The 14072-nt window shown below is 58.0% G+C and carries 9 protein-coding genes; 7 read left to right on the forward strand and 2 right to left on the reverse strand.

Annotated elements, in window-relative coordinates; genetic code table 11:
- Nucleotides 1-14: 14 nt before the first annotated feature.
- The 7 genes from O3S85_RS12380 (at nucleotide 15) to O3S85_RS12410 (ending at nucleotide 6866) form a co-directional block, all read left to right on the forward strand.
- Nucleotides 15-197 (forward strand): hypothetical protein, encoded by a 183-nt coding sequence (locus tag O3S85_RS12380; protein WP_269540696.1) that lies wholly within the window; start codon nucleotides 15-17, stop codon nucleotides 195-197.
- Nucleotides 194-766, forward strand: a complete 573-nt coding sequence (locus O3S85_RS12385) for a cbb3-type cytochrome c oxidase N-terminal domain-containing protein (protein ID WP_269540697.1) — start codon at nucleotides 194-196, stop codon at nucleotides 764-766. The genes O3S85_RS12380 and O3S85_RS12385 overlap by 4 nt, the downstream gene beginning before the upstream one ends.
- Nucleotides 767-2188 (forward strand): cytochrome c oxidase accessory protein CcoG, encoded by a 1422-nt coding sequence (ccoG, locus tag O3S85_RS12390; RefSeq protein WP_269540698.1) that lies wholly within the window; start codon nucleotides 767-769, stop codon nucleotides 2186-2188.
- A complete protein-coding gene (locus O3S85_RS12395) occupies nucleotides 2172-2342 on the forward strand; it encodes a hypothetical protein (RefSeq protein WP_269540699.1) in 171 nt (56 codons plus the stop codon). Before ccoG ends, O3S85_RS12395 begins: the two co-directional genes overlap by 17 nt.
- Nucleotides 2343-2348: 6 nt before the next feature.
- A complete protein-coding gene (locus O3S85_RS12400) occupies nucleotides 2349-4721 on the forward strand; it encodes a heavy metal translocating P-type ATPase (protein WP_269540700.1) in 2373 nt (790 codons plus the stop codon).
- Nucleotides 4722-4809: 88 nt separating this feature from the next.
- The gene (locus tag O3S85_RS12405) at nucleotides 4810-6321 is read left to right on the forward strand and encodes a pyruvate carboxylase subunit B (RefSeq protein ID WP_269540701.1); all 1512 of its coding nucleotides are present in this window, start codon (nucleotides 4810-4812) and stop codon (nucleotides 6319-6321) included.
- A 20-nt stretch (nucleotides 6322-6341) separates the two neighbouring features.
- Nucleotides 6342-6866 (forward strand): cob(I)yrinic acid a,c-diamide adenosyltransferase, encoded by a 525-nt coding sequence (locus O3S85_RS12410; protein WP_269540702.1) that lies wholly within the window; start codon nucleotides 6342-6344, stop codon nucleotides 6864-6866.
- A 41-nt stretch (nucleotides 6867-6907) separates the two neighbouring features.
- On the opposite strand, the gene O3S85_RS12415 is transcribed toward O3S85_RS12410, so the two are convergent.
- Both O3S85_RS12415 and O3S85_RS12420 read right to left on the reverse strand, forming a co-directional pair.
- Entirely contained in the window at nucleotides 6908-12547 is a 5640-nt protein-coding gene (locus tag O3S85_RS12415; protein ID WP_269540703.1) for a C39 family peptidase, read from the reverse strand.
- A 123-nt stretch (nucleotides 12548-12670) separates the two neighbouring features.
- Nucleotides 12671-14065: a porin gene (locus tag O3S85_RS12420; RefSeq protein WP_269540704.1), complete on the reverse strand. Its 1395-nt coding sequence runs from the start codon at nucleotides 14063-14065 to the stop codon at nucleotides 12671-12673.
- Between the last annotated feature and the right edge of the window lie 7 nt (nucleotides 14066-14072).

Raw genomic sequence — 14072 nt, forward strand, 5'->3', positions numbered from 1 at the left:
CCGAAAGAACGACTATGTTTAAGCGCATCATTTACGACAACTGGACGAACATTGTTCCCGTCATTTCCTTCTGGCTGACCTTTGGCGTGTTCATGGCCATTACCATTCGCGCCCTTTGCTTCAAGAAGGACTTCGTGGAGCACATGGGCAACCTTCCCCTGGAAGACCAACCCGGAGAATCGGAATCCAAAGCATGAGCGACGTAAAACCAGAAGACCTGCCCGAAGGCGTCATCCTCAAAGACCACACCTACGACGGCATTCAGGAATATGACCAACGCCTGCCGCGCTGGTGGCTGCTCACGCTGTATGGCGCCATCATCTTTGCCGGCGGTTACTTCATGTTCAGCCAGTATTACTCTGGATCGCAAAGTAACCAGGAGCGCGTCGAGTCCGAGATGAAGAAGATCGACGCCATTCGCCTGGCCAACTCCATTGACGTGACCAACAACGAAATGTTCTGGGACATGAGCAAGAACCCGTCCTTCGTGCTAGCGGGCGAGAAGACCTTCCAGTCCACCTGCAGTCCCTGCCATGGGGCCAACCTGCAAGGCGGCATCGGCTTCAACCTCGTCGATGGCGAGTGGGTGCATGGCGCTGCGCCGTCCTCCATCTACAACACCATCTACAATGGCGTGCCGGATAAAGGCATGCAGGCCTGGGGCACGATGTTGGGCCAAAAGCGGATCGCCGAAGTCGTCGCCTACGTCCTGAGCAAGAACGACGAAGCAACACTCCGCGCCGCCGCAGAAAGCGAGGGCTCTTAAGTGAGCGCCCCCGCCAGCAACAAGAAGCCGATCCGGGAATCCGTTACGACGATCAACGATGACGGATCGCGCTTCTTCTTGCACCCGGCGGACGTCAGCGGTAAGTTTACTTTGCTTCGCAGAGTAACCGCAGTGCTGCTGATCCTGGTTTACATCGCGCTGCCATGGATTCCCATCAATGGCTACCCGGCGGTGTTCCTCGATGTCGCCCAGCGGCGCTTCCACCTATTCGGCCTCACCTTCGCCGCTCAGGACATGTGGATGGCGTTCTTTTTCATCACAGGCTTGGGCTTTTCGCTGTATGTCGTCACCGCGCTGTTCGGGCGCCTCTGGTGCGGCTGGGCCTGCCCGCAGACAGTGTTCCTGGAGCACGTTTACCGCCGCATCGAGCGGCTGATTGAGGGCGACCATACCAAGCGCAAACAGCTCGACCGCAAAGACTGGGATGCGCACAAGGCGACGCTGCGCGTCATCAAGCACGGGCTGTTCATTATCGTGTCGCTGATCATTGCGCACATCTTCCTCTCCTACTTTGTCTCGATGCGCAACCTCTATGGAATGATGACGCACAGCCCGTTGGAGCACTGGAGTGCGTTCCTGTTTATAATTATCACGACAACGATCATCTACTTTAACTTCTCGTGGTTTCGCGAACAACTCTGCCTCGTCATCTGCCCGTATGGTCGGCTACAATCCGCACTCATCGACGACGACTCCATCGTCATCGGCTACGATGAAATCCGCGGCGAACCGCGAGGCCCCGCCAAAAAGACCGACATTGGCGACTGCATTGACTGCCGCCGCTGCGTGCAAGTTTGCCCCACGGGCATCGACATCCGCCAAGGCCTGCAGATCGAGTGCATCGGCTGCTCGAACTGCATTGACGCGTGTGACGCCATCATGGACAAGCTCGGTCGAGACCGTGGCCTGGTTCGCTACGACTCGCTCAACGGACTGGCCGGTAAAAAGAAGCGCATTATCCGCCCGCGCCTCTTTCTCTACGGTGCGCTCATGCTGCTGGGTCTAGCCGCAATGACTTTCTCCGCGACAAAGCTCACGAGCGCAAACATGAACGTGGTCCGCATGACTGGCTCGCCTTACTTCATAACGGAGACCGGCCTTCGCAACCAATACATGGTCCGCATCATAAACAAAGACGACGCGGAGAAAAACTTTACCATCCACGCTGAGGCCGCCGGACAAACGGTGACATTTGTTGGCACGGATGAACCCATCACCGTCGAGTCTATGGGCGAACTGGTGCAGCCTGTCGTCGTCTCCATCACCAAGGAAGACTACACCGGCAAGTTCCCCGTGAGCATCGAGCTGATCGACCCCGACGGCAAAACGATCATCTCCCGCGAAACAGAATTCGTCGGCCCCGATCCCAAGCTCTTCAAGCAACATGAATCAGGAGAATAAACCTCGCGGCCTGCGCATCCCGCTGTGGGTCCCCGTGACACTCGCCTTCATCCTGCTCATCGCCGCATGGACTACGCTGATCGTCATTGCACAGAAGCACCCGACCGAACGCGTTCCGGTCGAAACCGCCAGCGCAACTGAGCAGCCCGAATAAGCCATCATGGCCACCTCCACCAAAGCGCATTGCGAACACTGCGGAACGCCCTTCCAGCCGAAGGCGCAAGAGCGTTTTTGCTGCCATGGCTGCGAGTATGTGTTCCAGATGCTGCACGATGTCGGCTTCACGCGCTTCTATGATTTGAAGGGCAGCCAAGCCACGCCGCCCGTCGGCTCGCGAGCATTTCGCACGGTGGACGTCACCTGGCTACAGGAGGCCATGGCCAAAGCCGAGGAGTCAGCGACGAACGGTATTGCCGAGGCAACCTTTGGCGTGCGCGGCATTTCCTGCGTGGGTTGTGTGTGGCTAATCGAAGCGGTGTATGACGCCCAGCCCGGCGCGCGCTCCATCAATATCGATGCGCGCAAAGGCGCCATCCGCCCCCGCTGGCACGTAGGAGAATTTGACGCCGCGCACTTCGCCCGCGAGCTGCAAAAACTTGGCTACGAAGTCGTTCCCGAGCCCGCCAAGGACACTAAGTCAAGCGCCTCCAGTAGCATCGCCCAACGCGTTGGCATCTGCGGATTTCTGCTAATGAACACGATGCTGTTCACGCTACCGAGCTATCTCGGCATGGCCTCGGATTACTTTCTTGCGCCGCTCTTCTCAATGCTTGGCGCGTTGTTCGCGACGCTCAGCCTCGTGATCGGCGGCAGTTATTTCTTCAAGCGCGCCAGTCAAGCTTTGCGACACAAAGTATTGTCGATCGACTTCCCCATCGCCCTCGGTTTGGGCGCGGCCTATCTCGGCTCTATTACCGGATGGCTGACCGGCGCCGCGCACATGATCTACTTCGACTTCGTGGCGACGTTCGTCTTTCTTATGCTCTGTGGCCGTTGGCTGCAGGAGTATGCGCTCGAAAAAAATCGGCAACACCTGAACCGCCGGCAGACCGAAAGCCAATACGTGACGATCTACGGCGGTCCCGAAGATGGCGCACGCAAGCCCATTGAGCAGGTCAAGCGCGGCGATGCCTACGTGATCGCGCCGGGCGAGATCAACCCCGTCAGCGCGCGCCTGAAGACCAATGCCTCGCTCAGCCTGGAGTGGATCAACGGCGAGCCCGATCCGGTTGCCTGGCTGGACGGCCAGATAGCCCCGGCTGGCGCAATCAATGTCGGCCTGAGCGCTGTCGCCATGACGGCCGAGGAAGCATGGCAAGACAGCTTACTCGCCCGCTTACTCGAGCCGCCCAAGGAAGACTTTCAGGCCAAGCGTCTGCAGAAAGTATTGAGCGTTTACATCGTGCTCGTGCTGGCCATCGCCGCCGTTGGCGGGCTTGCGTGGCTGGCCCTGGGTGGTGGGGTGATCAATGCGCTACAGGTCTTCATCTCGGTGTTGATTGTTTCCTGCCCCTGCGCCCTCGGTGTCGCCTTGCCAATGACGGACGAACTTTGCCAGACAAAGTTAAGACGTGACGGACTCTTTATCCGCAATAACGACATCTGGGAACGCCTGCGCCAAGTGCGCACGGTCGTCTTTGATAAGACCGGCACGATCACGCTCGAAACGCCTCGCCTGATCAACGCCGGTGTGCTGGACCGCCTTAGCTCGACTGCCTCACTGGCGCTTTACCGCCTCGTCGATAACAACCTGCACCCGGTCGCCCGCTCCATTCGCGAAAGCCTGCTGCTGCGCTATCCTTCACTTCAGTTGCACCCGATCGAAACACCGAATCAGGAGATGGTCGGCCATGGCGTATACTTCATCTCGAACGATGGTAACACCTGGAGCCTGGGCAAGGCCGGTTGGTCGCCCCAACCCGATAGCCAAGCTTTGCCATGCAAAGTAGATGGCGCGACCGAGCTCCGCTGCAACGGCACGCTCTTAACCACATTTCACTTCGAGGAAGACATTCGCGACGACGCACGCGAGGCCATCGACTGGCTGAAGGAGGAGCGTTTTAACATCGCCATTCTCAGCGGCGACGCCTCCGCCAACGTCACCCGCATCGCGACGCAACTCGGCATCGAGCCCCCCCAGGCCCATGGGCAATGTTCGCCGGACGACAAGGCGGACTGGATCGGTGAGTTTGCGCCAGACTCTGCCCTGATGATCGGCGATGGCGCCAACGATCGGCTGGCCTTCGACCGCGCCATCTGCCGCGGCACGCCTATCGTCGATCGCAGCCTGCTTGAAGCCTCGGCAGATTTCTTTTTCTTCGGACGCAGCATGGACTGCCTGCCCAGCTTGCTGCGCCTAGCCAAGCAACGGCGCAAGGCGGTGAACGCCATTTTTGCGCTCGCGATCGCATACAACCTCATCGCCGTCTCCCTCTGTCTGGCTGGCGCGATGCACCCACTGCTCGCGGCGATTCTGATGCCGCTGAGCTCGATTGCCACGTTGCTGGTCCCATGGCGTTGGTTAAGGTGCTGATTAGCGCGGCTCATAGCAGAGATTTCGCGTATAATATTATTGAATCTTCGCGCCGATTATTATTCAATTTTCTAATAATCCAGCCACCATGAAAAAAGTTATCTTCAATAACAACGTCTTGCGCGATGGTCACCAAAGCCTCGCCGCCACCCGGATGACGACCGAGCAGATGCTGCCGGTTTGCGAGGACCTCGATGCCATCGGCTTTGGCGCGCTCGAAACCTGGGGCGGTGCGACGATCGACTCCGGCCTGCGCTTCTTGGACGAGTTCCCCTTTGACCGCCTGGATGCCCTCAAGAAGGCCTGCCCCAAGACACCGCACATGATGCTTCTGCGCGGGCAGAACATTGTGCAATACGCGCACTTTCCCGATGAGGTCGTGACCGCATTCATCAACATGTCCGCCAAGCACGGCATGGACATTTTCCGTATCTTCGACGCGCTCAACGACCCGCGCAACATGCTGACTGCCATCGAGGCCGCCAAGGCCGCGGGCAAGCAGGCGCATGGCACCATCTGCTACACCACGAGCCCCGTCCACACGACGGAGAAATTTATCGAGCTCGGTTGCCAGTTGGAAGAGATGGGCTGCGACGCGATCGTCTTAAAAGACATGGCCGGGCTGATTCCCCCAATGCACGCTCAGGCGATTATCAAGGGGCTCAAAAAGCAGATCAACATCCCAGTCTGGATTCACACGCACGACACCGCCGGCCTCGGCGCCACGACTTACCTGGCGGCGGTGGACGCCGGGGTAGACGCCATTGACTGCTCGGTGGTTCCCTTTGCCAACGGCACCGGCCAGCCCGACACCGTGCGCATGCTTGCGCTGCTAAAGGAGCACGAGCGCTGCCCGGACTTTTCTACGGAAGACATCGAGCGCCTCGGCCGCGTGCGCGCACACCTGAATGGTGTTTATAAGCAGTTGTCGGAATTCACCTCGCACACGAACGAAATCGTCGACAGCGACACCCTGCTCTACCAAGTGCCTGGCGGCATGCTCTCCAATTTCCGCACGCAACTAGCGCAGCAAAAGATGGAGGATAAGTTCGACGAAGTCTTTGCGGAGATACCCGTTGTTCGCGAAGCGCTTGGCTGGATTCCGCTCGTTACGCCGACATCGCAAATCGTCGGCATGCAGGCGTTCCTCAACGTGAAATTCGGCCGCTGGAAGCAAATCTCTCCGCAAGCCGCCGACATCGCGCTCGGCTATTATGGAGTCACCCCGGCACCGGTGAATCCGGAGATTCAAAAGCTCGCCGCCAAGCAGGCTGGCAAGGATCCCATAACCTGCCGTCCCGTGGAAGCCCCCGGCTCGAACCACACCATGATGGCCGATCTGCGCAAGCAACTGCAGGATGCCAACATCCCCGACGACGACGAACACTGCGTCATCCAGGCGATGTTCCCGCAGCAGCTGGCCACGCATTATAAAAACAAGAACAAGCCGAAAAGCGAACAACCGGCCGCCGCACCCGCTGCTCCGGCCCAACCTGCACCAGCGCAGCCGGCAGCCGCCAAAGCCGAATCAGGAAACGCCCGCCAATATGCGCTGACCATCAACGGCAAGCGCATGGAAGTGGCCGTTGAAGAACTTTAGCCAATAATCCTCCCCCGACGATGTCCATTGCAACCAAACGCGGCGACCAGGGAACCACGTCCTTGGTGTTCGGTCGACGTGTGGCGAAAGACCACCCCCGCGTCGCCGCGTATGGTTCGGTGGACGAGTTAAACTCCGCGCTCGGCCTCTGCCGCGCACACGCCCAGGGTAGCCGGGCGCGCGAGTTTATCCTCGCAACTCAGCATGAGCTCATCAGCCTCATGGCCGAACTCGCAGTGGACAACTCCGACCAGGATCGCTATCTCGACAAAGCCAAGCACCCGATCACTGAGGATAACCTGGCGCGAATCGATGAGATGGTCGCGCTGCTGGAAGCACAGACCGGCGGTTTCGAGGGCTGGATTCTTCCCGGCGAAAACCTAGTGCAGGCGTTTTTTGACCAAGCGCGAACGACCTGTCGCCGCGCAGAGCGAATGGTCGTTACTTTGCAATCCAAAGGTGGCGTCGTGCGGCCAGTATTATTGCAATATCTAAACCGCCTCGCCGACACCTTGTGGCTGCTGGGCCGCGAGTGTCTTACCTAGGCAACCCGCCATTAAGCTTTGCGATGCAAAGTTAATGTACATCAACCCGTGTAATTAATTTTCCACAACACATGGCGCACCCGAATCATCCACACGTAGTAGCCATCGACAAAAGAAACTGCCTTTGGCTCGTTCGCCCGGATGGCCTCCATCACCAGACGCATCAGGTTCGCTGCTTCGGGCCGGGACCAGCCATCGTCACTGGACTGATTGTAGATTTCCTTAAGGCGATTGCGCGTGCGATTCTTTCGCACCACCGGGTCAATGTCTTCCTGCAATCCAATTAGCAGGCGGGCACCGGAATTGGTCAGAATCCGAAGGTAGTCGGCGTTGTCATTGGCTACGCAGCGGAGCAACGCCTCTGACTGCTGATAATCGCCGGCTTGCGCAGTGCGCAGCGCCAGGTAGCCAAAGGGGTGGTCGGAGCCGAATTGAATGGACCGGTTATTGACTTGCGCAGCGGCAACTTCGTCCGCCGCCTGCCAGTCCCCCAGCGCGATGTGGGCAAAGAGTAAATTGTTCAGCATCCACAGTTCGATGTCGCGCTCCCGCCAATCGCTCAACCATTGCACGGCCTCGTGGTAGCGACGCACCTCGATCAGGCAGCGCCCAATATTGCCCCAGGCAACGTTATCCGCTCGTCCCAACTCCGCATACTTTTTATAAATACGATTCAGCTGCCGCGTGGTTAGATTGCCATTGCTGACTTGGTAAAAGTAAGTCTGCAATGCGCCAACCCGCCGTTCGTCAGAGACATTTTCGATAAGCTGGGTAATGTTGAGCTGCCGCTTCTCCACCTTGATCTCGACCAGCACACGCAGCGACACTTCGGAAATTTCACCACTACGTGCCATGCGCGAGAAGACTTTGATCAACATGCCGCCCCGTGAACGCGCCTTCATGCGCTCGTAGAGATAGCGCAGTTGTTCACGCTCCAAGTCACTCTCCACCGCGAGTTTGGGCAACAGCGGTTTCAGGTCTTTCCAGCGGCCACGCTGCACAGCGATGAGCGCATCGAACAACATGGTACGGACTTCGCCCAAGGTCTCGCTGTAGCGATTGCTCACTTCCTCCGCTTTGATTGTCTCCTGCGAATCGTAGTGCAGATAAAAGAGGCGGTTTGCCGCAAACAAATAGCCTTCATCGATTTCCAGAGCTTCGCGAAGCAATCGCTTGGCGTCACCAAAGTTACCCTTCTCATCGGCCGCAATCGCCCCATAGCCTTTACCCATGGCTTCATCCGGGAACTGCTGACTAAAGCGCTCAGCCTCGCGAGAGAGATCACTCCAACGCTCCAGTTCGCGCAACCAGGTAAGCACCAATTCACCACCCCAATAATATTCGGGATGCTGCGACCAAATTTCTTTCATCTCATTGAGCCCCTCTTGTAGCTTACCTTCCTGGGCTAGCACCCAGGCGCGACGCCCGAGCAAATTGAAGGGCGGATTATCACCAAAGGCCGACGGCATACACACCTCGCGTGCCTCATCGAAGCGGCCCGCCCGCGTGAGCAAGACAGCCTTGTAGTCAATCGCTTCGATCAGGCGGGCGTCTCGGCGCAACGCTTCGTCAATGGCGTTCAGGCATTCATTAATCTTGTTCTGCTCGTCCATCGCGCGGGCCAGCATCATCCAAGGGTGCGACTGGCCGGGGCAACGTTCCGCCATCTCCAGCGCCAGCGCTTCCATCTCATCGCGCGCGGCGAGGTTTTCGATCGTGTCCCATGCCCAGTGGTAGTCCGCCTCCAGTGTGAGTGCCTGCTTCAGCGATTCCACGGCTTCTTTAGTCCGCTTGAGGTCGCCAAACACTTTGCCTTTGAACCCCCAGGAAACATGATTGCGAGGCCAGCGCGTAGTCATCGTTTCGGCCAGCTCCAATGCTTCGTCGAAACGTTTTTCCGCCGAATACCACTCGGACAAGCGCGCCGTCCCCCACCAATAGCTGGGGTTTGCGCTGAGGATGTCCTGCATCAACCGGATGGCTTCATCGTGCTTGCCACTTTCCCAAATGATCCACGCCTGACGCCCCTTCATCGGAAAAGGCATTGCCTCGCGGTGGCTTTCCGGACTCGCAACCAACAGCGCCTTTTCGTAATCTCCGACCGCGGCATAATGCTGTGCGAGCTCGTCGACAAAATCCAGATTCCAGGGCTCCAGCTCGACGGCCTTTTGCAGGGCCGCTTCGCGCTCGGGCCGCTCATCTTCTTTGGTGAGTACGTGCGCCAGCATTAGCCAGACGTTGGCCTGACCAGGGCGGTCTTCCGCAATCTCCCGGGCCAGCTTGACGCATTCCTCGTGGCTGCCCCACTCATTGAGGCGCGACCAGCCGTAGGGATAATTGGGCTCCAGCGACAGCGCCTTTTCCAGCTCGGCAATCGCCGTCTGGGTATCACTGCGGCGAGCGTGCCAGGCAGCGAGGTATCCATGCAAAGTATGCGCATTGGGCAACAGCCGCTGCGAGCGCTCAATGAGTTCGCGCTCGTCCTCGCCGCGATTCGCGAGCCCATAGGCATCAATGAGTCGCTCGATAATCTCAAGCCAATGCGGGTTGAGCTCCAGGGCTTTTTCGAGCCCTTCAATTTCCTTCGCCAAATCTCCCTGGTAGCTGGCGATGCGTGCCAGATTGGCAAACGAACCGGGCACCAGCGGAAAACGTTCGCAACAGCGTTCAGCCACCTCGCACGCCTCGTCGATGCGGTTCATGTCCAGTAGTTGGTAGCAAATCACCGCGTGGCAGTGCCACAAATCATGCCGCTCACTAAGCGCATCCTGCAAGCGCGCGAGCAAGTCGTCCGCCGGTATGACATCGATGGCCTGATTGCGAAACTCCAGCAAACTATCGCCAAATACCGTCTGCGTCTGAATCTGCTTCCAAACGAAATCCAGGAACTCCGCCGTCTCAGCGTGATTGTTGGCCAATGCGCAAAGCCGGCTAATGGCAAAGCGGTTGTCGACATCCAGCTCAATCGCTCGCTGATAGCATTTTGCCGCCTCGGCGAACCGGATATCCTTCTCATACAGATCGCCCAGCACGGTATAGGACGCCGGCGCCATCTTGTCATTATCCCGACCAGCCTCCGCGATAACAACGGCTTCGGAAATCTTACCCTGGTTCTCCAACGCAATCGCCAGCTCACGACGCGCCCAATGGTTGTTCGGGTGAAATTCGAGCAAGCGACGACAAGCCATTTCCCCTTGAACCGCGTCCACATCTTTGAGCCAGCTGATGTAAAGTTCGTTCAACTCATTGTTGTAAGGATAACGCTGGCAGAGCTTTTCCAAATACTCGACCACGTGCGAAACGCCGTGGATGCGGTGCATCGCCGTAGTATAAGCGCGCTGCAATACGACGTTACGCTCGTTGCGAGCGACGGCCTCGGCATACAGATCGTGTGCGGTTTCGTAGTCGCCGCGAGAGGTCGCCAAGCGTGCCGACAACTCCAACCACTCCGTTTCGTGAACCTTGCCCTTGGCCCGTTCCAGTAGCTCACCGGCGCGGTCGAGCTGCCGCCAGTCAATACAGCGCGAGGCAAAGGCCGTCAGCAGCGCATAATCCTCCGGCCGCTTTTGAGTCGCCTCTTCAAAGACCTCCATCGATTCCTGGTCGCGATCAATCAAGCGCAGCATATCAGCCAGTGTGATGGCCGGCTCTCCCGAGGATTTCCCGTGCCGCTCCACTCGCTGGCGCAGCAGCTCCAGCGACTCTTCGCCGCGCTTGAAAAAACGGGCCGCCTGGAAGAATGCCCGCGCCCGACCTTCATTTAAGTAGTCCTGCGTGAAGGCAAAACGATATGCCTCGAACGCCGTTTCCCGCTCACGGCGCCCCCAAAGTAAATCGGCCAGGCTCTGAATCACTGCGGACGATCCGGCGTGCTGGCTCTGGCATTTCCACAGCACTTTTTCAGCTTCGCCTGAGCGACGCACATCGTCCATCAGCAGTCGGCCGAGCTCCATGCGAACCGTCGGGTGAACTTCCTTCTCCTTGGTCAGCTCCTGCAGAAAATCCACACACTCGCCCCAAGTATTCTCCGTGCGCATGTAGGACAATTCCGCCAATTGGAGCCTCGTCGCCTTAGGAAACTCCTTGCGCAAAGCACGCACGGCGTCCAAGCCGCGCGGAGTATCGGCATCGTAGTTGGCAATCAGGCGGCTTGCGGAGTGCGTTAAAAACGAGTCCGGTGCCGTTTCTTGGAGTTGCGCAAAAATCTGTATTACGCGGCCGCGGTCGTGGCCTTCCAGAGCGCGGTTCATGGCGTAACATAAGTCGTAGAGCGCATCATCCGGCAGCTCCAGTGCACGCAGGGCCTCGGCCTCTTCCGCCGGTGCGAAAACCAAACCGCGCGGCCCGACCCACCCGTTGTTCTCAAAAAATTTATCCTGGATGTAATCCACATGCGTGGAGGATCCCGGCTCACGCACTTCCACACACTCGCGGACCGCGTCGTAGCCAATGATTGCCTGCAGGTGCGAATAGTCCGCACCCGCCGTCATCACGGCAAACGGATACCCCGCATCGATGAGTTGCTGCGTGCACTCCCAAGTGACGCGAAACTCGCGCACGACAAAGCCTTGGTCTTCTGCCCATCGGCGCTCCTTCCAGTCGAAGGTGCCATCGTGCCAAATCTCCTCAATGATCTCCGACTGCTCCACGGGCTTGCCCCAATAGCGGGCAATGCTGGCCAGCGTCGCCGGGCCACAGGTTCTACGCTGTTGGCGGACCGAGCTCACCGGCAGACGCTTCTTTTGCGGCGCGCCCTGCATAGCGCCCAAGCGCTCGGCAAACTTTTTGTAATAATGCTCATTGCCTTGGGCCGCATGCTCCCGGGCCTCTTCGTAGCGACCAAGATCGTAGTAAATATCTGCATATTCGCCATGCAGCCACTGGGTAAATTTCGAATCACGCAGCGGCATGCATCGCTCGACCTCATGGGCCAACTCCAACGCATCTTCGTAGCGGTCCAGCTCACGCATCATGCGAAGCAGCTGGATCGCCAAATGCCCGTCATGGTGCAGGGTAAGGCCTTCGCGCAGCAGGGCTTCCACCTGCTCGGTGTTGCCCTCGCGCTCGTGGACACGCGCGAGCAAATACCGCGATGGCAAGTAGAGCGAATCCGCCTCCAGCGAGCGTTGGGCGGACTCCTTGGCGAGGTCGTAATTTTCATCGGTGTTGGTGATGCAGGCCTTGGCGTACCAGTAGGTTTCATCGCGCGGATCGACCTCGTAGGCTTTCTCCGTCAACACCTCGGCCTGCATGACATCCTCGAAAGACAAGCAACGCCAACATAGCGCACGATAAATCCGCGCACGGTCCTCTCCTTCGAAGCGCAGCGGGTCGATCGCCTTGAGCCGGCAATAGGCGGCAAAGGAGCCAATCCGCTCCGTCCAGATGTGATTCATGCGGGCGATGGCCCGGGAATTCTCCGGATTGCGCCGGTAGGTGGTGATGTCGATCAAGTCACTGAGTCGATCGCCTCCCAATCGCGAAATGATAAACGACCCCGACAGGCGCGCATGCGTATCCGCCCAATAGACCGGCGAGGGCAAGTCCTTTAACAAACGGTTACCCGAATGAAACTGGCTGTTGTTGGCGTAAAGCTCGATCTTCTCCGCAATGTCGGGCTCGAGCTCACAGAGCGGGTGATCGCGGTCAAAGCGTGGTAACTTGGGCGTATTTTCACTCATCACATTGATTGGCTGGCCTTCCCATTACAGACCAGCAAATCAAGCAATTACAATACTTTTTGATACAATCTCCAGCCTCCGCTGAGAATTGTCACCCAACGACCACGATGGGGCCTGCAAGGCCTAGAAAACAACCTGCGCCGCGACGCGGAAGATGCCTTCCGAGGCATCGGGACCGCCAAAGCTCGTGGCCATCCAGCGACCGCCGAACTGCACGAACTCATACCCCGCACCGATCTTGGCATCGTCGCCGAGGAAGTACCAGTTCACCCCAAAGTAGTAGGACTGCGCAGCATTGAAGAAACCGACTCCCGAGGACGAAAGCACGGCCGTGCCGGGTGCCGCGCCGGGAGATGCGCCACCGAAGGCAACGCCTCGTGTCACTACGCTCGGATTGAGGCCGGCCTCATTGGAATCGATCATCGAGAATCGGAATACAGGCTCAATGTCGCCAAAGAGATAGGTCGCGTAGAATGTGCCCCCAAATGGCGTCGCATCGCCACTGTTAAAACCGGTAATCGAGGTTGGGCCGTTGAGGTAGGAGGCCTTGCCGTTCTCGACGTTGGCCACGAAGAATTCACCAATAAAGTGAAAGCCTTCATACTTAACTTCGGCAAACGGATTGACCGCGCCAATGGAATTAGACTGGCTCAGACCACCGGCCGAGAAGCTGTTACCTTCAGGCATATAGGTGCCGTTGACGCCGACCTTCAGCATACCATCGTCCAAATCATGCGTGTATTGGATACCGCCAGAGTAGCCCATGTGATTTTGGCTGCCAGTATTCGAGGGCGCGGAAAAATTCTGATACCCCTGCGTGATTTCCGCAAAGTATTCGAAGCCGTCGATCTTAGGAATTTCTCCAGCCCAGTAGACCCCTAAACGGCGGGCACCCAGGCCAAGCCGGGTCGTCCCCAAACCAGCAGGGCTGGTTCCATAAACCCCCGATCCGATACGATTGAAACTACTGGTAAAGTAGCTGGTGGCGATGGAGCGATTGGGAGCCGGGAGGTAGCGGGAAGACGTATATTGCTCGAAGCCGAAGTGTGCCTTTTTGAAGCCGGCCTGGACGTTACCGTAGCCCTCAAACTCTTTCTCCACATACGCCTTTTCAATGTAATTGCGGGAGGAGAAGCCGGCACCCAGGTTGGCCATAATCGTCGTGCTGAAGCCGGACCCGATGTCCGCCGACACACCAAAAATCATATTCGGCAAGTAGAACTCGCTATTGGCCGGTGGGTTCGGCAAGGCGTCATCGTGCCCCGTAGCATAAGCAAAAGCAAACTGGCCATAACCAGAGATGGTTATCTTTTGAACATGCTTTTTCGACGTCACGCGTGGTTCAATGCCCACGGCTGAGCCGCGGATTTGATCAGCCTGGGCCTGAGTAATGACCCCTTGTCTGACCAACTCGGAGAGTGGCACCACCCCGCTAAGTTCGGGGAGCGATTCGTCTTGAGCGAGCACTGGCAAGGCACTGGCCAGTGATAGCGCGAGAAATACAGTCTTTAGCTTCATGAGGAGT

This window comes from Cerasicoccus sp. TK19100 (assembly GCF_027257155.1).
In the GTDB taxonomy this organism is placed as follows: Bacteria; Verrucomicrobiota; Verrucomicrobiia; order Opitutales; family Cerasicoccaceae; genus Cerasicoccus; species Cerasicoccus fimbriatus.

Coding starts and splice junctions, on each gene's coding strand:
- O3S85_RS12380 (WP_269540696.1), top strand. CDS start 15: ATGTTTAAGCGCATCATTTACGACAACTGGACGAACATTGTTCCCGTC.
- O3S85_RS12385 (WP_269540697.1), top strand. CDS start 194: ATGAGCGACGTAAAACCAGAAGACCTGCCCGAAGGCGTCATCCTCAAA.
- O3S85_RS12395 (WP_269540699.1), top strand. CDS start 2,172: ATGAATCAGGAGAATAAACCTCGCGGCCTGCGCATCCCGCTGTGGGTC.
- O3S85_RS12400 (WP_269540700.1), top strand. CDS start 2,349: ATGGCCACCTCCACCAAAGCGCATTGCGAACACTGCGGAACGCCCTTC.
- O3S85_RS12405 (WP_269540701.1), top strand. CDS start 4,810: ATGAAAAAAGTTATCTTCAATAACAACGTCTTGCGCGATGGTCACCAA.
- O3S85_RS12410 (WP_269540702.1), top strand. CDS start 6,342: ATGTCCATTGCAACCAAACGCGGCGACCAGGGAACCACGTCCTTGGTG.
- O3S85_RS12415 (WP_269540703.1), bottom strand. CDS start 12,547: ATGAGTGAAAATACGCCCAAGTTACCACGCTTTGACCGCGATCACCCG.
- O3S85_RS12420 (WP_269540704.1), bottom strand. CDS start 14,065: ATGAAGCTAAAGACTGTATTTCTCGCGCTATCACTGGCCAGTGCCTTG.